This window comes from Paradesulfitobacterium aromaticivorans (assembly GCF_054657415.1).
Genome location: NZ_BAAHYT010000010.1, coordinates 747849 through 766516, shown reverse-complemented (window position 1 = coordinate 766516; position 18668 = coordinate 747849). Strand labels below are relative to the sequence as shown.

At 45.4% G+C, this 18668-nt stretch carries 16 protein-coding genes and 3 pseudogenes; 13 read left to right on the top strand and 6 right to left on the bottom strand.

The genetic code is table 11. The features are described 5' to 3' along the window. Positions 1-169 precede the first annotated feature (169 nt). From ACYQ2N_RS09340 to ACYQ2N_RS09310, 7 genes are all read left to right on the top strand, one after another. Positions 170-361 (top strand): DUF1657 domain-containing protein, encoded by a 192-nt coding sequence (locus ACYQ2N_RS09340; protein ID WP_459998979.1) that lies wholly within the window; start codon positions 170-172, stop codon positions 359-361. Next, entirely contained in the window at positions 358-477 is a 120-nt protein-coding gene (locus tag ACYQ2N_RS09335) for a CAP domain-containing protein (protein WP_459998978.1), read from the top strand. The genes ACYQ2N_RS09340 and ACYQ2N_RS09335 overlap by 4 nt, the downstream gene beginning before the upstream one ends. Before the next feature lie 285 nt (positions 478-762). After that, on the top strand, positions 763-1605 hold the full coding sequence (locus ACYQ2N_RS09330) for an MBL fold metallo-hydrolase (protein ID WP_459998976.1): 843 nt from the start codon (positions 763-765) through the stop codon (positions 1603-1605). 53 nt (positions 1606-1658) lie between these two features. Continuing rightward, entirely contained in the window at positions 1659-3050 is a 1392-nt protein-coding gene (locus ACYQ2N_RS09325; protein WP_459998975.1) for an exonuclease SbcCD subunit D, read from the top strand. Continuing rightward, positions 3047-6661, top strand: coding sequence for an AAA family ATPase (locus ACYQ2N_RS09320; protein ID WP_459998974.1), 3615 nt, complete (start codon positions 3047-3049; stop codon positions 6659-6661). Before ACYQ2N_RS09325 ends, ACYQ2N_RS09320 begins: the two co-directional genes overlap by 4 nt. A 234-nt stretch (positions 6662-6895) precedes the next feature. Beyond that, on the top strand, positions 6896-7831 hold the full coding sequence (locus ACYQ2N_RS09315; protein WP_459998973.1) for an ADP-ribosylglycohydrolase family protein: 936 nt from the start codon (positions 6896-6898) through the stop codon (positions 7829-7831). A 90-nt stretch (positions 7832-7921) separates the two neighbouring features. Next, complete coding sequence (locus tag ACYQ2N_RS09310) at positions 7922-8062, top strand: hypothetical protein (protein WP_459998972.1); 141 nt, start codon at positions 7922-7924, stop codon at positions 8060-8062. Between the two features lie 43 nt (positions 8063-8105). On the opposite strand, the gene ACYQ2N_RS09305 is transcribed toward ACYQ2N_RS09310, so the two are convergent. Then, positions 8106-8333, bottom strand: a complete 228-nt coding sequence (locus ACYQ2N_RS09305; RefSeq protein ID WP_459998971.1) for a hypothetical protein — start codon at positions 8331-8333, stop codon at positions 8106-8108. A gap of 91 nt (positions 8334-8424) precedes the next feature. On the opposite strand from ACYQ2N_RS09305, the pseudogene ACYQ2N_RS09300 reads away from it, so the two are divergent. Then, a pseudogene (locus tag ACYQ2N_RS09300) lies at positions 8425-8598 on the top strand (tyrosine-type recombinase/integrase); the annotation flags it as partial. Between the two features lie 327 nt (positions 8599-8925). Here the strand turns inward: ACYQ2N_RS09300 and ACYQ2N_RS09295 are convergent. Continuing rightward, positions 8926-9210: a PBECR3 domain-containing polyvalent protein gene (locus tag ACYQ2N_RS09295; RefSeq protein WP_460000500.1), complete on the bottom strand. Its 285-nt coding sequence runs from the start codon at positions 9208-9210 to the stop codon at positions 8926-8928. A gap of 495 nt (positions 9211-9705) precedes the next feature. Here ACYQ2N_RS09295 and ACYQ2N_RS09290 point away from each other — a divergent pair, with 495 nt between their 5' ends. Then, the gene (locus ACYQ2N_RS09290) at positions 9706-10263 is read left to right on the top strand and encodes a flavodoxin family protein (protein ID WP_459998970.1); all 558 of its coding nucleotides are present in this window, start codon (positions 9706-9708) and stop codon (positions 10261-10263) included. Between the two features lie 548 nt (positions 10264-10811). On the opposite strand, the gene ACYQ2N_RS09285 is transcribed toward ACYQ2N_RS09290, so the two are convergent. Then, positions 10812-11099: a hypothetical protein gene (locus ACYQ2N_RS09285; protein ID WP_459998969.1), complete on the bottom strand. Its 288-nt coding sequence runs from the start codon at positions 11097-11099 to the stop codon at positions 10812-10814. Positions 11100-11108: 9 nt separating this feature from the next. Further along, complete coding sequence (locus tag ACYQ2N_RS09280) at positions 11109-11300, bottom strand: hypothetical protein (protein ID WP_459998968.1); 192 nt, start codon at positions 11298-11300, stop codon at positions 11109-11111. A gap of 292 nt (positions 11301-11592) precedes the next feature. On the opposite strand from ACYQ2N_RS09280, the gene ACYQ2N_RS09275 reads away from it, so the two are divergent. The 3 genes from ACYQ2N_RS09275 to ACYQ2N_RS09265 all read left to right on the top strand — a co-directional run bounded on the left by ACYQ2N_RS09275 (position 11593) and on the right by ACYQ2N_RS09265 (position 13078). Continuing rightward, positions 11593-12156, top strand: a complete 564-nt coding sequence (locus ACYQ2N_RS09275) for a DUF5673 domain-containing protein (protein ID WP_459998967.1) — start codon at positions 11593-11595, stop codon at positions 12154-12156. A gap of 171 nt (positions 12157-12327) precedes the next feature. Further along, the gene (locus ACYQ2N_RS09270) at positions 12328-12630 is read left to right on the top strand and encodes a nucleotidyltransferase family protein (protein ID WP_459998966.1); all 303 of its coding nucleotides are present in this window, start codon (positions 12328-12330) and stop codon (positions 12628-12630) included. Further along, entirely contained in the window at positions 12620-13078 is a 459-nt protein-coding gene (locus ACYQ2N_RS09265; protein WP_459998965.1) for a ribonuclease toxin HepT-like protein, read from the top strand. The genes ACYQ2N_RS09270 and ACYQ2N_RS09265 overlap by 11 nt, the downstream gene beginning before the upstream one ends. A gap of 245 nt (positions 13079-13323) precedes the next feature. Here the strand turns inward: ACYQ2N_RS09265 and ACYQ2N_RS09260 are convergent, their stop codons facing one another. Further along, positions 13324-14379 carry a carbon-nitrogen hydrolase family protein gene (locus tag ACYQ2N_RS09260; RefSeq protein ID WP_459998964.1) on the bottom strand — a complete coding sequence of 352 codons (1056 nt, stop codon included), beginning with the start codon at positions 14377-14379 and terminating at the stop codon, positions 13324-13326. Positions 14380-14618: 239 nt separating this feature from the next. Between ACYQ2N_RS09260 and ACYQ2N_RS09255 the strand changes: the two are divergent. Continuing rightward, positions 14619-16202, top strand: a pseudogene (locus tag ACYQ2N_RS09255) (IS1634 family transposase); the annotation flags it as partial. 484 nt (positions 16203-16686) lie between these two features. Here ACYQ2N_RS09255 and ACYQ2N_RS09250 read toward each other — a convergent pair. Continuing rightward, positions 16687-18417: pseudogene (locus ACYQ2N_RS09250) on the bottom strand (ISAs1 family transposase). Positions 18418-18668 lie beyond the last annotated feature (251 nt).

Sequence of the window (18668 nt, the reverse complement as noted above, 5' to 3'; positions counted from 1 at the left end):
AGAATTTATTTAATTTTTTGGGTAAGCTCGCTTACCATTCCTAAGCAGGTAATTGGTCCAAGTCTAACGTTGGCAGTGAGAATTACCGGTTTTTCTATTTCTATTATAAAAATAAGCCTGTTTAGAAATACTATTTTCTGTTTACGAATTTTTGCTAGGAGGGGTTTCTTTGACTGTTCAACAAGACCTACAAAAAGCTATTGCTACTGCACAATCCGCTCTTGGTACCTATTCAACATTTGCTCAATCGACCCAAGATCAAACCGCTAAACAGATGTTTCAGGAGTTATCTCAAGATGCACAGCGTCATGTTGAAGTACTTAGTGGCCGTCTACAGTATGTCAATCAAGCTGCCTTGTGAATTCTAAGGGACATCGCACGAACATCCTGAATTCGGCCTATAACTACATCGGCATCGGCATTGCGGACAGCCCCAAGTACGGGAAAGTCTTTGTGCAGATGTTTATCGGGAGATAGCATTTCGAAGAAATATGTCTTGATTGATTATTTGAACGGATAAAGTGTGCAAGTTCAGGTGTTTTGTGCCTGCAACTCGCTTATTTTTTTGTGACTTAGCCTGTGTGTCAGAGTATTGCGTTGTTAACTTTTTAATGTGTGTGCAGGGTTTATCTGGAAAGTACGCAGGCAAAGGGGTAAAATATACAAAGCGGTAACTTCTTTGTACAGTAGAGGAACGGGTGCGTATTTGAGGAATAAGTGTGAAAACATTTAGAAAACATTTCAGTTGAGAGGGGCGGTACTATGCCTGAGTTAAAAATCACGATCCTGGTCGAAAATACGGTGGGAGTCCCGGCGGGAGTGATCGGGGAATGGGGCTTAGCCATGCTTTTAGATTTTGGAGATGAAAAAATATTAATCGACACCGGAGAGCAGGGGAACATCGTTGGGAATGCCGGAACCCTGGGAATTGATCTGCACCAAATTGACCGCGTGGTACTGAGCCACGGGCATTATGATCATACCGGGGGCTTGATCGAGTTTTTGAAAGTACGGGGCAAAGTTCCGGTGTATGCTCATCCGGAGATATTCTCCGGTCACTACGGTCCGGTATTCAACGGAGCCGGGAATAGATATATTGGGGTCCCCTTTCGCTTGGAACAACTGGCGAGTGCCGGAGCAGAGTTTCATTGGGTGCGGGAGCCGGTGGAGCTGCGACCGGGTTTGTGGCTCAGCGGGGAAGTCCCCAGGCGGACGGAGTTCGAACTGGGAGACCATAGACTTGTTCAAGACCAAGCCGGAACGATGGTTCAGGATCCGTTGACAGATGATTTTAGCGTATATTATCGGACCGATAGGGGTTTAATCATTTTATTGGGCTGTGCCCATGCCGGGGTCGTAAATATCATCGAGTATGCCAAGGAAGTGACCGGTGAGCGCCGGGTAAGGGCGGTGATCGGCGGGAAGCACCTTGGGCCGGTGGAAGCCGAGCAAAAGGACAAAACGATTGAGTATCTTAAATCCCTAGAGCTTGAGTTGTTGGCACCCAACCACTGTACGGGTCTGCCCATGGCTGGGAGGCTTGCCCAGGAATTCCCCGCGCAGTTTCGTTGGGCTAGTGTAGGAACGGTTATTGAGTTTGAGTAAATGCTTATATAATTAAGGTAAAAACGAAAGATTCCGGAAGGAGAAGCGAATCGATGCGAATTCTTCATACCTCGGACTGGCATTTGGGCCGGATGCTGGAAGGGCGGAGCCGGCTGGAAGAACAGGTGAAGTTTATCGATGAACTATGCAGGATCGTGGAGAAGGAAAGGGTTGAGCTGGTGCTGATTGCGGGGGATGTCTTCGATACGGTAAATCCTCCCGCGGCTGCTGAAGAGCTTTTTTATGAGGCGCTTGACCGTCTTGCGGCCGGAGGTAAGCGCGCGGTGGTGGCAATCGCCGGCAACCACGACAACCCCGATCGCCTGTGTGCGGCAAGCCCTTTGGCTGTGAGACATGGCATTACTCTGTTCGGGCTGTCCAAGGAAATCTTAAGTCCTTCCGTTTTGGTGCGCGAAGACCGGGTATACAGGGCTGCGGCCGGGCAGGGCTGGGTCAAGCTACATATTCCGAATTGTCCTGATCCGGTTGTGATTGCGATGCTTCCGTATCCGTCTGAATCCAGGCTCAATGAAGTGTTAAGCGAGAGCTTGGACGAAGAAATTCTCCGAGCTGAGTATTCCCGGAGGGTGGGGCAATTTTGGGCTAAATTGGCGGAGAACTTTGAAGCGGATGCGGTAAATTTGGGTGTGAGTCATATCTATGTGCGGGGCGGGCTGGAGTCCGATTCTGAACGGCCCATCCAGCTTGGCGGGGCTCCGACGGTGGAACCTGAAATGATGCCTGCCGGGGCTCATTATGTTGCCCTTGGGCATTTGCACCGGCCCCAAGCGGTGAAGGCGGCACCCGTGCCTACCCGTTATGCCGGCTCTCCTCTGGCGTACAGTTTCTCCGAGACAGGATATGCCAAGTCCGTGATGTTGGTGGAAGCGTTTCCCGGGCGTGAGGCTCAATTGCGGGAGATTCCCTTGAACTCCGGCTATCCCTTGGTAAGATGGCGGGCCACAGAAGGGCTGGCCCAAGTGTACCGCTGGCTTGATGAGGGCAGGGATCTTAATGCCTGGATTGACCTCGAAGTTCACGTCACCAACGCCCTTAACTCGCAGGACGTTCAGACGTTGCGCCGTTCGCGGGAAAGGATTGTTAACATCCGGCCTGTCTTTCCTACAACAGAGCAGATTGTGTCGGAAAGCCGCTCCCAGCTGCCGCTGGAGGAACTTTTCCGCCGCTTTTATAAGGAAAAAACAGGTGGAGCGGAAGCGGAAATTGAACTGGTGGCGCTCTTTTTGGATTTGATTCATGCGCAAAAGGATGCAGATACTTTGGAAACAGATGTTATTGATCAAGATAGAAATGTTGAGGAAGGCTTTTCTGGGGACAGTGATGCCGGGAATAAGGTGAAAGAGGCGGCTGTTAACGAAAGAATCCGCAGGGAATTAGAGGGACAGGCTGATCCGGCAGTGGATGAGGAGGTTGAAACCGCATGAAGCCTCTGCGTTTGCAAATTGTCGGGTTAAACAGTTTTCGGGAAAAGCAGGAGATCGATTTTACCCAACTCTGTGAAACGGGGGTATTCGGGATTTTCGGCCAGACGGGCAGCGGCAAGTCCACGATTTTGGATGCCATCACCCTAGCCTTATACGGGACCGTGGAAAGAGCGGCCAATAATACCCAGGGGATTTTGAACCATGCTGAAGATGTTTTGTCAGTAAAATACACTTTTACCCTTGGACTGGGTGCGGAGCGGACAACGTACCGGGTGGAACGGTCTTACCGGCGTTCAGGTGAGAGAACCGTCAAAGCCGCTGTCTGCCGCTTAGTGGAAATCAGCGCCGGATCTGAAAAAGTTCTCGCATCCAAGGCTGAGGAGGTTACACAAAACATTGAGGAGCTGCTTGGCCTAACGGCGGAAGATTTTACCCGGGCCGTGGTTCTGCCCCAAGGGAAGTTTGCCGAGTTCCTGACAATCAAGCCCAAAGACCGGCGGCAAATGTTGGAGCGGCTGTTTGCGTTGGAAGCGTACGGCAAAGAGCTTACAGCAAAATTAAGCGAACGGTTGGATAACACTAAATTTACCCTCAATGGGGTGGAACAAAGGCAGCAAGGCTTGGGGGATGCTTCGGCGGAGAGGGTGGAAGAGGCCGAAAAGGAATTTAATAGAGCTTCCACAGCCGTGGCTTTAGTCGGTCAAGAGTTGGAGACTCGCAAACAACAATTTGAAACGGACAAAGAAGTTTGGAACCTGCAGCTGGAATTAGACCAAATCAGGGAGAGGGAAAAGGAGCTAAAAACCAGGGAACAGGCTACTCTCTTACTGTCCGAGCGCTTAGAATTGGCCGAGCGGGCAGAGCTGATCCGGCCTGTGATTGAAGAGCTGAACCAAGCGCAAACCCGCCTGCAGGAGGCTCTGACCAAGGCGGAAGGTGCCGAAGGCAAACTGGAGTCAGCCAGGCGGGGACAAGAAGATGCTGAGATTAAGTGGTCAAAGGCTTTCCGTAAAAAAACAGAAAATGAACCCCTACTGCAGCGCCGCCTGGAGCAGGTGGAACAGGCCAAAGGTCTGGTTCAAGAGATTCAGGAGCGCAGTGCCAAACTGATCCAACTGCGTGAAGATTATAAGAAGATGGGGAAAGTTAAAGAGGGACTGGAGCAAGAGATTCATTCAGTTATTGAGGAAAAGGCACGCACTCAAAGCACCGAAACGGAATTTAAACAGCGCTTGCGCGAAATCGTGATTGAGCCCTCGCGGCGCACGCAGGTTCATGCTGCGGCTAAGGCTTTGGATGCCTATGAAATGATCGACGGGCAAACAGGGACGTTGCAGCAAGATTTGAGCGCGAATGAAGAGGGACTTGCCCTTCTGCAGAGTCAGTTGGGAGAAGCTGAAAAGTATGCAGGGCGGTGTGAGGTTTTAGTCGAGGATTTGAAAGGCCAACTCAGCGATTTCCAGCAAAATCCCCCGGCCATTGAAGAAAGCCTGGGCGAACGGGCGCAAGAGACGGAGCGTTTCCGGGCTTTGCTTGCGAACATTGAACGGGCCGAGATCGAGTTGGCTGAGGCCAAAGAGAGAATTAAGAGAAGCGAGGAGGAGAGTCAGGGAGCGCATACTGAGGTTGCGCGGCTCGAGGCTGAGTCTGAAGTGATCTTTCAATCTTTGCAGGCAGCTGCTCTTGCGCGCGCAGAGAAAGCCGGAATCCATAAGGAACTGGAACAGAATAATCTGGCCGCAATTTTAAGGCAAGGGCTGATCGAGGGTGAGTCCTGTCCGGTTTGTGGCTCATCTCACCATCCTAACCCTGTTGAACATATAGATGATGAAGCTTTGGCCAGAGCTAAGGCTGAATTGGAGCAAGTTGAGCAAGAACTGCAGGCGCTGGAGGGGCAAAGAACCGCTGTAAGTACTCAGCTCGCTGTAGCCCAAGCCGGCTTAAAAGGGAAGGCCGATAATCTGGGACGTTTCGCTCTGGAAGCGGATGGGAAGCTCAAACAAGTAAAAGATTACCGGGATTCCTTAAATGAAACGGATCGGACACGGGCTGTTGCAGAACTTAAAGGCAAATTAGCGTTGGAAGAGTCCGATCTTGCCGCAACACGCCTCGCTTGGAACGCGTGGAAAGAAGAGCAGGAGCAAAAGGTGCGACGGTTGGACGCCCTCCAAGGGGACCTGACCGCAGCTGTTGCCAAAGCAGCCCAAGCCCGGACTCAAGTTGCTTCTATAACCGGAGTGGGGCAGGAGATTCGGACCCGTTTGGAAAAGCTGCTTGCGGAACGCACGCGCAAGCAAAAGGACCTGGATGCGGTACGCGGAGATATCCCCGTTCCCGACATTCTGCTCCTGCAGGAGCGCTACGCTGCCTGGGACCGGGAAACGGCGGAAATTGGGCAGAACCTGATTAAGCTCGAGCGCGAGCTTAAGGTTCTTGAGCAAAAGCGTGAAGACCTCCTTCAGAAAAAAAATGGCTGCGAGCTAACCCTGCAAGATTTAATGACGGCTGGACGGGAAGCCGCGCAAGCGGTTAGTGAGTTGCAGGCTAAGCTGGAAGGGATGATAGGAAAACAGGACGCCGAAGAACTGCTGGAGTCAATCGGAAAGGAATTGCAGGATCTTCAAAGTGCTGAAAAGCTTACGAAAGAAGCCCTTGAGCAAGCACAAAAAGCCCTGGTTCAGGCGCAACAGGAGCAAGCCGTTTTGGCCAAAGAGCGGGAGTTGAAACAGGAAGCCCTTGATGCTGCTCAAAGTCGGCTGGCCCAGGGGCTGAAAGACGCCCAATTCCTAACCGTTGCGGCGGCCCAAAGCGCTTTGTGCGATGTCTCCGAACGTGAAAAGATGAAAGCGGAAATTAAGGCCTATCAGCAAGAACTTGTGTCAGCGCAGGACAGACGATCTCAAGTGGAAGAAAAACTAAAGGGACGCACCCTCGCTCCGGAGGTATGGGTGGCTTGGCCGGTAAGGCTTAAACAGGCCGAACAAGAGCACGCTAATGCGGTAGAGAGCCGGGGGGCTGCCCACACGAATTTGTCCCGGCTGAAGGAACAGCATGGGGAATGGCTGAAGCTTGAGGCCGACAGACTGGCTTTGACTCATAAATACAATCTGCTCAAGAAACTGCAGGCAGTGTTCAAAGGAAACTCTTTCGTAGAATTCGTAGCAGAAGAGCAGCTGATGACTGTGGCACTTGACGCGTCTGAACGGCTGGGGCAGCTCACCAACCACCGCTATGCCTTGGAAGTGGATTCAGAGGGCGGCTTTATCATGCGCGATGACGCTAACGGCGGCGCGCACCGCCCAGTCAGCAGCCTTTCCGGCGGGGAGACTTTCCTGACATCCTTGGCTCTGGCCTTGGCCCTCTCCACGCAGATCCAACTGCGCGGAGAAGTTCCTTTGGAATTCTTCTTCCTTGATGAAGGTTTTGGTACTCTCGATCCCAGCCTTTTGGAAGTCGTGATGAATACCCTGGAGAAACTGCGCCTGCAAAACCTAACGATCGGCATCATCAGCCATGTACCGGAGCTTAAAAACCGCCTCGCCCGCCGCCTCATCGTCACCTCAGCGGAACCCGGGGGAGCGGGCAGTAAAGTGAAGCTTGAGCTTGCGTAAGGGGATGTTTAAGCCGGTGTAGGGGGAGCGATTCTTCAAATGCGCCTAAGACCCAATCGAATTCCCTCGATAATATATCCGGTGTGCGAGGAGATGGGCTGCCAATATGATGAGCTTACGCATGAGTATAAAAAATGAACAGAATATGATAAGAGTAAGTACGGTTAAATGCAGATTGATAATTCAGTCACGAAGCGAACCAGAAATAGCCGGGTGTGAAAGGAAAGTGGTAGGGTGATAGAGCAGCTAAGCATCGAAGATAGGATTGCCGGGGCACTATTCGGAGTAGCTGTAGGAGATGCGCTGGGAGGAACTGTAGAATTCATGTCCCGTGCTGAGATTGCTCAGACCCATGGAGTCCTGAGAGATATAATCGGAGGCGGAGTTTGGGATCTGGAACCGGGGGAGACCACTGATGACACAGCCATGGCGCTTGCTGTTGCCCGGGGCATTCTTGCTAATCCCGGTGATCCGCTGCCTTTTATTGCGGAAGAATTCGTTGCCTGGTTCAAAACTGATCCCAAAGATGTTGGAAACATCATCCGCACGACTTTGACTGAAGGAATTAGACGAGGTGCCTCTACTGAAGAGGAATGGCAGATCGCGGCCAAGATAGCGCATGATGCTAACGGTGGCAAAAGTGCCGGCAATGGCTCGCTTATGCGGACCTTACCTGTTGCCCTCGCTTACGTTCGGAGAAGTGACCGGGAGCAAATGCGGTCGCTTGCAAGAAGGCAGTCTGCTTTAACGCATTTTGACCCATTGGCCGGAGAATGCTGTGCTTTCTATTGTGACTTGATCCGCGAACTGCTTTTGGGAAAACCGCTACACCAGGTGCTTGAGAGCGAAGTCAGTCATGCTCCTTTGCCAATAAAACTCAGAAGTCCTAAGGAAAAGCTGAAAGTAAGCGGGTTTGTTGGGGATACTTTAGAGACTGCTTTAGCCTGTGCTTATCAGACGTCTTCGTTCGAGGATGCATTGATCATGGCAGTAAACCTAGGCGGAGATGCTGACACAATTGGGGCAGTGGCTGGCGGCACTGTTGGAGCGGCTTACGGTTTTGCTCAGATACCGAAACGTTGGCTGAATCAGGTTGAAGAAAAAGAAGAAAAAGGAGAGCTATATAGCTTAAGCATAGCTTTTGTTCAGGACTTTTTCCGCTCCAACTGACATAATCGGGATGATTTGGCAGATATTTGGCGAAAATCTATTTAAGATTGTGTAAACTTTGTCCTTAGGTCAGTGAGGAGTAGATAAGCTATGAGCGTTTTTATCAGAAAGGGAAGCGAAGAGAAGCTACTTGTTAAATTTAGGCATTATTTAGCTCCGGAAAAGTTTGATAAACTTAAGGCAATTGAAGGAGCTCGGTGGAACGCGGAGATTAAAGTGCTGGATAATTAAACGTCTTACATTTTTTTATGCTAGCCAAGATTTTGAAGAAATTTCAGACGAACAGGTACGTCAATGAGTGTTTTAAGGTTAAAGCTAAGAAAATACAGGGGTTTTCAGCAAGCACTCCCCATATGCCTCCTTCCGGGATCACATATCCGAATTCCGCCTCCGTTCGGCTGATCAGATCCGGGTACAAGTCTGCCGTAAGCCTCAGATAATACTGGGTCGCCCGGAAATCGGTATGCCCCATGTAGGCTGCTAGGTATGGTAGGGCATTCATAAGTTCCGTACCGGAAAGCACCCATTTTTTCAGACAGCAGACGGCGAAAGTGTGACGGTTATGGAGAGCTCTCCATAAAAGACATTCGTTCGCCACACATCTTTTAGAAGGCGGAACAGATTTAAGATATATTCAAGAACTCCTGGGACATGCTAACACAAAAACTACTGAGATATATACTCATGTCTCTGAGAAAGATATCCGCCGCATTCGAAGCCCTCTTGACTCGATTGTGCAGATAAATAATGATAGTGAGGGCAGCTAAAGGAAATATTCCCGACACCAGAGTCGTAAATACCGCATTATAATAAAGTATTTATGACACATGTCGGGAAAAAGACGTTAGGTGAAATGTCCGTTTCGGAGCGTTAAGTTCGGGAATAAATTATACACATGATTTTAAGAAAACAGGATGTAATTCCGTTATAACAAAAACCCCCTCGACATTGAGGGGGCGAAAAATCGCGAACTGATAGATTACTCGGTAGGTTGGCAACCCTACATCTCTTGAAAGACCACAAAGTGGCGTGGCAGCTGCCTGTTCTGCCCTCAAGTAATCTATCAATCTTATCTTATTTTAATAATATCAATATTATTCCAGGTTGTCAATTTGCTCAAATTTACGGACGGTTTTGCTTTTCAAATAGCTTTGTAGGGTTTGTTCGCTAATCGGGTAACAGGAACGAAAATTCAAATCGCCACCGGTTCTAATTCTGACTCCAACTAACATTATTCGATTAATTCTTTTAATGTATTGAATACTATTGTCGCTTGGGTGCAGTCCAATATAGTCTGGATTTTTAATAATATTTGGAATTTGTCCGATATGACTTAAAAATTCCTGATCATTATCAAAGTCAGCCTTGTGTTTCTCGATATATTTTAATCTATCTTGCCATAGTTAATATTTCCAGGTTCCCGGTCTAGATTTAGAAACTTAATTACTTCTGTAGTCAACGTACCTATAATAATCTTCTTCAATCCATCGTTAAAACAGTTGGGATCCAAAATATCCGTCACTTTTATTCAACTCCCCCGTGCTATCATCATAATTTCGACAGCAAAGAGGATTTTCCTACTGCCAGGTCAGATAAATTATATTATGATTGAGAATGTCTGGAGAGCGGACACTTCACCTAACAGAGTATTCCCGACACTTAGCCATGATGAAAGCGGTATGGCACGTCGGGAATACTCGGGACGTTATATGACATTTCCTGCGGGGCCACCCGCCGTCCATGGCGGGATTTTAGCGAGATGGACTTCAGAGTCTTTAATAAGAGGTATTTGTAGAAAATAGCGAACTACTTATATCTATATATCAATATAAAAATGTAGGATAAAACATAGGTAATATTGGGAGGAAAACAGGTTGGGAAAGAAAAACATATTGGTATTGACCGGAAGCCCAAGAAGGAACGGAAACAGTGATATAATGGCAGACGCTTTTATTAAAGGAGCGTTATCGGCGGGGCATGAAGTGACAAAATTTGAAACGGCAAGGAAAGAAATCAGTGGCTGTAAAGCCTGTAAAACATGCTGGAGCAAAGGAAAACCGTGTTCTTTTCAAGATGACTTTGAGGAGCTTGCACCTTTATTAGAAGCGGCGGATGTCATCGTTTTTTCCACACCTTTATATTGGTTTGGCTTTCCTGCACAAATCAAAGTAGCCATTGATAAAATGTATGCTTATATGGGGAAAAGCTGTAAACGCCCTCTGAAAATCAAAGAAAGCCTTCTGCTGGTATGCGGGGCAGATGAGGGTATGAGAATATTCGACGGAATCATAGCAACCTATAGAGAAATTGCCCACTATATGAAGTGGGAAGACAAAGGAGTGCTGGCAGTACCGAAGGTTAATGAAAAAGGAGATATTGAAGCAACGGACGCACTTGTGAAAGCAGAAGAGCACGGGAAGTCATTGTCGTAAAAGCTTTTTGGCTAAGGATTCAATGTTATAATACCGATATTTGACTTGTATGAAAATATAGTTCGCAATATTTCTAAAATGTGAAGCAATATGAAATGATAATTACCAATGGTCCGGGGGCGCGCCGTCCGTGGCCCACTCTGGCTTCGTGGGGCAGGAAACGTCATATAACAGAGTGTTTGCGACACTTTGCCAATATGAATGCGGGTTGAGGCGCGTCGCAAACACTCAGGTCGTTATATGAAATGTCCGGTTTAGAGAAAATAAAAAGCTCCCAGATAGAGGGAGTCTTTAGCCTTGAAATACGTCATACCGCATACTAATTGCGCGGGTTCTGTTCTTATTTTCCTTCTCATTATTTACAAATCCGTTTTTCTCATAGAATATGGGCGTTTCAGGATTTTGAGTGATATCTGCATCTACTACTAGGAAGCGACATCCAACACCAGCTTCGTTAATGTGTTCTAGGACGCCTAAAGCTAACCAAAGCATGAAAGAACCGTAAGGTCTATCCTTATATTTGCGATCAACTGCTAGTTTTCCAAGCTTTAGAGCCGGAATCGAGTTAATTGGAATATTTTAATTTTCTCATCTTTATCCAAAAGAAACGAATCAGTACTCAGAGCCATGTAAGCAATAACATCAGCAGTCTGCTTATGTATAAGAAGCCTGACCTGGGAAATATTTTGCTCTACATAATATCGGGCATCATTTGTTAGGAATTGATTGTAGTCTTCAATTCCACAATCAAAGTCCCCGAGTTTATATCCCGGGGAGTATGGAACAAAAACTACTGCCAGTAACATATCTTCGAATTCGTCTTCACAATAAAACATGCACAAAAACTACCCTTTCGTAACAATCTGTAGGGCTTTTAATGCTTTTTGTCTACGATCTTTGTTCGTATCGGGTTTATTTAAATCCTTAACCAAGTTCACCAAGTCCTTACCCTTTAATACGGGTGTTGAAGTGATAGGTGCTGCCATGAGTTTAACACTCCCTTCTTCCGGCAGAAGTTCGTCCATCTTCTCATCCATATTGTACCACCTTCTCTAATGATCTTCAATAATATAGTATTACCGGCCGAGAAGGAGGTATGACCAAAGGATAGAATATTTTAGATATATGCATGTCCGGACACTTCATATAACAGAGTATTTGCAACAATTCGCAAAGATGAAAGCGGGTTGGGGCGCGTCGCAAACACTCTGTACGTTATCTGTCATTCGCATATCGGAGAGGTTTCATACTGCTTTTACTATATTGTGAAAGAAAGTTTAACATGAATTTATTTAAGTATGAACACAGAAGGATTAGGGGGTAGAAATATTGTTTAATTTTATTTCAATTGGTGCAATCATCATAATAATAACGGTTTCTAAATCATATCAAGAAGATGCCATATGGGCTTTAGCAATGCTCATCCCCATTATTCTGATGGAAACATTTTATACACTAAATAAATATAAGAAAATGGGAGCCCAGTTAATTAAGCTGAGGAAGACTTCAATTGGAAAAAAATCTATATTGAGTACCTTGGTTATGTTTACAGTAGTCCTTTCTATCATTGCTATAACTGATTTATTGAGTAAAAGCCATAAAATTTGGATACCTTTTCTTATTTATTTAGTATTACGAATTTTATCTGAAAAATATTTAAAGAAATTTATGCAAAAGTGTCTTATGGATAAAGGTATTTGCATCGATAACCGTCTTATAGAGTGGGACAGAATTCGTTCATACAAATGGGTCATTCCTAGAAAAAAGATGGATTTCGCAAGTATGGAAATCAGCTATTCAAAATACTACTCTAAACATTTAATTTTTATGAATGTTTTAGACGAACAAAAGGAAGAGGTAAATGAATTTTTCAAAAAGATGACCAGAGTTTAACGAAGCCTGCGAACGACAGATAACAGCGGATTCCCAACACTTAGTAATATGCAAGTGATATGGCGCGTCGGGAATCCGCGAATCGTTATACGAAACACGGGTAATGACAAAAGTTAAGCTAGATGTTACAATGTATGAGTGGGTAAGTAAAATTCTGGGAGTTGAATATATATGAGTGAATTAATTTCAAGGCTTCCGGAGGACTTTCAGAAGGACATATATTCTGCAATTGAGATACTAAAGAATGCCGGATGTAAAGAAGTATATATTTTTGGCTCCTTAGTAACCGGAAATTACAGCGAGAATTCTGATATAGATATTGCAATTAAGGGTTGTTTGCCAGAAGATTATTTTACACTCTTAGGCCAATTACTAACTTCTTTGAAACGTCCTGTTGACTTGGTTAATTTGGATCGGGGAGATGCATTTTCAAAGTATTTAGAGAGAGAAGGTGAGCTTCACCGTGTCTCTTGACAAGGCAATTTCCCAAGTAAACTTTGAAATTCAGCAAATTGATGAGTTGCTTATTTCTTATAAGGATTTATTTGAAAACAGTTTAGTAAAAGAACCTTCGCTAATTGAACTTACGGCAATAGGGTCAGTGCTTCATTCTTTTTATAATGGTGTTGAGAACATCTTCGAATCAATCGGAAAAAATATTGATGGCAGATTACCAACGGGTAATCATTGGCATATTGAACTCCTGAAACAAATGACACAAGATACTCATAAACGGCCGCCTGTTATTTCAGAGGGGTTGAAAGGTAGGCTGACTGAATACCTAGCTTTCAGGCACTTTTATCGAAATTCGTACTCATTTTTCTTGAAATGGGATGAGTTAAAAAAACTTGTCAATCCAATTGAATCGATATGGGCAGAGTGTAAGAATGAGTTAACAACGTTTTTTAACAGAAATATATAGGAGTGTACCCCGGAATTTATTCTGGGGTTAGCTATGCAAGTTAATTACCGGTATATTCTGCGTAGAGAAAAGAGGTCTTGATCAAAATAGGTTAGAGGGTTTAAAAGATTTTTGGCTAAAATCCCTCCCAAAAAACAAGGGGGCAGCTAGAATTAGACATTCTCTCTGTCCCCTTGTTTAAATTCTGCAATTACCATTTTTACTTTATACCATTTAACCGATCTATTTCTCAATTAATCTAAATCTTAGATTTTACTTTTACCATTATTAATTTCTTCATAGGACAGTGTTTGAGGCTTCGTGTCCCCTACAATGTGAACGGGTTTGTGTAAAGAACGGTCAAAGGTAAGACTTAAAAACCCAGGTGTGGAATAATGCCCTGCAGTATCAATTAAAAATTTCCCAGGTATAAGTTGTTCTAAGTCAATATCGGCATAGGTAATCCCTTCCTCATCGTGAGCTAAGGGGTTTCCGATCTCAAGACCGTTTGGAGCAATAATTTTTGTGAAACCGTATCCTAACTTCATATAATTCTTTTGTTCTTCAGTTTCACATATCCTATCGCGTTGTTCCTCCGTCCAGATTTGAGATGAAAGCAGACAAAAAACTTGATTGGAAAGAGCATAGTATTTTGCAGCAAGCACACATTGCTCGCTCCCGAATAAGTGTCCTTCATAGGGCATTCCTATTGGCCAGGAGGATACATGTATTTGTTCATTTTGTGAAGCCATTGCCGATATATTTAGGGGCAACATATGCTCCCAACATTGAAGTCCACCTAAATTTCCATATTCGGTTTCAAAAACAGGCATCATGCTACCGTCACCATCTCCCCAAATGGTTTTTTCAGCATTGGTAGCTTTTAATTTTCTGTGTTTTCCGATTAAATTTCCTTCAGGATTAAACCAGATTTGTGTTAGATAGAGAGAACCGCCATCTTTTTCTGTAACTGAAACGCAAAAATATACTTTATTTCTTCTGGCTGCTTCACTTAACTTTTGAATGGCTTGACTGGGGATTTCCACGGCATTTTTATAGAGGTCAATATAATACTTCATCCCATAATCTGCATTACCCATCCAAATCCACCAGGGATAACCTGGAATAAAGGCTTCAGGAAAAGCGATAACCTTAGCACCATTGGATGCAGCTTCATCAACAAACCTGCAGGTTTTCTCTACGGTTGCATCCAGGTCTAAGAGAACGGGGGATGCTTGTACAGCAGCTACTTGAGTTTTGGGTAAGTTGACATTTTTAAACCTCCTTTTATAATAAAAAAGAATGCGAAGATGCCTTAACAACTGTAAGCACCTTCGCTTTTGTTAGTTTGGATTATATAATAAAATGATTGCGAATGTCAAGCTGGGGTTTGACGGTAAACCGTCCAGAAATGGTGTAATTTAAATGTACTTATCGCTCTACAAGCGGGTTTATGAGTTTGGTTAAGACTAAAATCAGGCCCAAATTCTGAAATGTAGTGCCGCACACTTCCAGAAAATTACTGTCGCTGTGCGACGATAGATGGTATAAAAGTGTTGCTATGTATGCAAGAATAAAAACTGCTTACAATCGAGATCATTCTGAGCGCCGCTATCTACAAATCTGCGAAAGCCATCGCGAAGGAAAGAAGGTTAATCAAAAGGTTCTCTGTAACTTGGGGAGAGTGGAGGATCTCCAGAATGGGAAACTTGATGACCTTATCCGTTCCCTCGCCAAGTTCTCAGAGAAGCTTTCTGTGGTATCTGCGGCTGAAGATTTGTTTGCTGACTGGAGCAAGGAATACGGCCCTTCCGTGGTTTTTCGACGGTTATGGGAAAACCTTGGTCTCCATCAGATTATTGCCGGATTGCTTTCCGATAGAGAGATTTCTATCGATATTCAGGAAGCGGTATTCTGCATGGTGCTTAACCGCCTGACCGAACCTACCAGCAAGCTGGGGGTTAACGACTGGAAAGATAGTGTTTATCGGCCCCAATTTGATGCTCTGCAGCTTCAACATTTCTACAAGGCTATTGATTTTCTAGATGAAAACAAGGATGCCATTGAAGAAAAGCTGTTTTATCGCCATACCGACTTGTTTTCCAGTCAACTCGATTTGGTGTTTTTCGATACGACAAGTTCCTACGTTGAAGGTGAAGCCGGTGCCTTTGACCTTTTGCAATACGGTCATTCCAAAGACCATCGTCCAGACCGCCTCCAAGTCATGATCGGAATCCTCATGTCACGGGACGGAATGCCCATCGCTCATCAGATTTTCCCGGGCAATACACCGGATACTGAGGCATTCATGGAAGCGATTAAGGACCTTAAATACCGATTCAATATCCAGCGGGTCATTGTCGTGGGTGACCGTGGCATGATGGGCAAACGGACCTTAGAGCTCCTTGAGGAGTTGGGACTTCAATATATCCTCGGTGTAAGGATGCGCAACATTAAGAGTGCTCCGGAAATTATTCAGGATCCCACCCCCTTTGAAATCGTTGAAAAGAAAGATAATCTCAAGGTTAAGGAAGTGGCCATTAACGGTAACCGTTATGTGGTCTGTCTTAATGAAGAAGAAGCCAAACGAGACAAAGCGGTTCGAGAGCAAGTTGCAGATAAACTGCGAGAAAGGCTTAAAAGCGGGAACATCAAGGACCTCATTGGTAACAGCGAATATCGGAGATACATAAAGGCCGATGACACCAATGCATCCATCGATGAAAAGAAACTTGAGCAAGCTGCCCTTTTTGATGGGTTATATATCCTCCAGACCAACACAACGCTTCCCACTACGGAAGTCGCCACAGCATATCGGGATCTTTGGCAAATTGAAAGAGCTTTTCGCAACCTCAAGTCAACCTTGGATCTAAGACCGATGTACCATTGGACCGAAAGACGGATTAGTGGCCACATCACGCTTTGTTTCTTGGCCTTAGTCATGCAGATAAAGTTTCAGAAGCTCCTTGAAGAGAGTAACAGCGAATACGGATATACAGAGGTTATTCGGGTTCTTCGGAAGGTTCACATCGTCAAGCTTGGCTTTAAAGACCAAGAACATCTGGTTCGGACCGAAGTGCACGGCGCTGCAGCTATGGCGTTCAAGGCCGTTGGGGTCCGAGTACCCGAAAGAGTACAGACCGTGCCACTACAATTCCCAAAAAAAGGGAATTGTAGTGGCACGCTTAATTTTAAACTAAAAAGATCCTTTATTCATGAGGGTTTCAGGATTTGGGGTGTCAAACTCCAGTCAAGAAAAAGTTGAGCCACTCGCAGGGAAACGTCAAAGTCCTAGTCATAAGTTTGCGTTTATTGTAATTAATTAAGAAGGTTGGTTGGAGGTGGTTAATCAAAATTTTGGCGACATAAACTTCTAAACCCAGTGATACCTATTGTTTCAGGACTCTATCAACTAAAATCGTAGTCGTATTAAAAGAAAACTACCGTAAACTGTCACTGGAAGATGCCATTGATGTACTGAACAGATGCCTACTGAACAATATTGAGATTAAGGATCTGAAAAAGGCAGAGAATTTGATGTAGTCCCTAAATTACATCGAGAGAAACCCGGAATGCCTTGCTACGTCTAGTGATGGGAAAATCTTACGCCAAACTCGGCATAATAATTTTCATAGCCCAACGTAATTTAATGCAATTTCCACATTCCGACCACATTGACGAAGAGCCTGCGCTGTGTTTTTAACTTCATGTAACCGAAACAGACTTATGGCTAGGTTGCGGAGGGTGGCCATGACTCTTGGCCCTTCGCCGACCCGGACCTGGGAACGGTCTTCATCAAATGTCACATCCCTAACCCAATGCAACCGATTTTCAATACACCAATGACCACGATTTAAGGATAGTAGCCGCTGGGCATCAGCCTTATCGGGGGACAAACTTGTTATGCCATAGGCGACTTCGCTACGCATTAATTCTCCGTTTAGTTTATAGGTAACCCGTTCAATCCGGCAAACTTGGGCTACGTAAGGAAATTCGTTAACACCGTACTGGTCTGGATAATACGCACTTCAATCCGGCCATGGCCTTTATCCAATGTTTTGTATTCAGGGGGAAAAATCCCCGTCGTCTAAATCTTCGATGGCGTGCAAAAGCGTTTTTTGATTACCCTTTACTGTAAAGAAATAGTCAGCTTTTTTCTGCTCCTTGAGATATTTGGCATGTTCAACCTGAGTGTGCAGTGCGTCGGCTGTCACTACTTTATCTTTTAAATCCACAGGATCTACTAGGGATTGGAATTCTGTTATCTCGTTAGTCTTTTTATCAACCGGTCTTTGAGAAACGACAACACCCTCTTTATGCAAGATGGCGGCCATTAAGTGCAGTTGTCTTCCATTAGCATCTTTCGCGCCTTTTAAGGTTTTACCATCTATCGCAATAGCATCCGGGTCGGTTTGCTCCACCAACCACTGACTCATGATTTCATCAAGCTTCTCGGCGTCGATGCTTTGTAAATGGCGACGTAACGTAGGTTCGCTGGGATGGATATAGATGCGTTTTTCCGGATGAAAATAGCAACCAAGTCGCTTCAGTAAATCCTGTGGTAAGTCAGCAGACCATTCTCCAATCGCTACAAAACTACGGGCGCCCGACAACACTGCACAAATTGCCACTGCAAGCGTTGAGATTAAAGGATGCCGGATACCGCGGCGTTTACGGGGATCTTCCAATCGCTGTAATCGGTCTAACAAACCGCTGGAATGGTTTAAGTTGGCTTGATTTAAATCGACCAAAGGTATCGGTCCTCCACTCAATTCTGGTACCAGAAAAGGAGCGGACAACCACTGCTTAGCTTTCCGTTGCAACGGCAGGACGAAAACCGTCTTCGTTCTTCCATGAAAGTAATACTGACCTGCATTTCGACCAAACCCACGGGTTTGACCAAGGCAGATCCATCCTGCTGCAAGATAACACGTTCCTTTAAAACGCGAGTGGTCGACAAACGTTTCCACCAGTACAAGCGGGTGACCATAAACCGTCTGCCAATCGGAAGACAGCCTTTTTACGTTAACAGACAGAATCTTAGAGGCGAGGTTCGGAATCTTAACGCCCGGGAGGATCAGAAATCGCAAGTTGTTGGCCACAAATAGCAGTCGAGTCCATTGTTGCTCTCTTGACCAACCAATCCATTCATCGCGAACTCCACACTTAAAGGCGGCTGTGCCCCATCCCATCAAGGCCACCCATTCACCGTTGATTTCTGCCACATACTTAATGGATTCACCCACAAGTTTTCTAAATCCCAAGTAGTGGTGGGCAGCCATTAATTCATTCCATTTCGATTCCTCATCATGACGAATTATGCGGACCAATAAAGAATATAACTCAGTTTGTACTGGCATATACGCTCCTTTGGACTGGAACCTTTTTTATTTAATCATACCAGTTCCAAAGGTAAAAAGCCAGCAAAACTTTGAATTACCCGTCATTCCTCAATGAAAAATAACTTTGACGGAGTCCTGGAGCCACTCGCTGAAAAAATGTTGAGCCACTAACGCCAGAAAAAAAGTGAGCCATTTTACATAAAACGCTGAGAAAATAATGAGCCACTTACTGGTAAGATAATGCGCGTGTAAAATCGGAGTGAGGACGT

Coding starts and splice junctions, on each gene's coding strand:
- ACYQ2N_RS09285 (WP_459998969.1), bottom strand. CDS start 11,099: ATGTTTTATTGTGAAGACGAATTCGAAGATATGTTACTGGCAGTAGTT.
- ACYQ2N_RS09310 (WP_459998972.1), top strand. CDS start 7,922: ATGAGCGTTTTTATCAGAAAGGGAAGCGAAGAGAAGCTACTTGTTAAA.
- ACYQ2N_RS09270 (WP_459998966.1), top strand. CDS start 12,328: ATGAGTGAATTAATTTCAAGGCTTCCGGAGGACTTTCAGAAGGACATA.
- ACYQ2N_RS09330 (WP_459998976.1), top strand. CDS start 763: ATGCCTGAGTTAAAAATCACGATCCTGGTCGAAAATACGGTGGGAGTC.
- ACYQ2N_RS09320 (WP_459998974.1), top strand. CDS start 3,047: ATGAAGCCTCTGCGTTTGCAAATTGTCGGGTTAAACAGTTTTCGGGAA.
- ACYQ2N_RS09305 (WP_459998971.1), bottom strand. CDS start 8,333: ATGAATGCCCTACCATACCTAGCAGCCTACATGGGGCATACCGATTTC.
- ACYQ2N_RS09280 (WP_459998968.1), bottom strand. CDS start 11,300: ATGGATGAGAAGATGGACGAACTTCTGCCGGAAGAAGGGAGTGTTAAA.
- ACYQ2N_RS09325 (WP_459998975.1), top strand. CDS start 1,659: ATGCGAATTCTTCATACCTCGGACTGGCATTTGGGCCGGATGCTGGAA.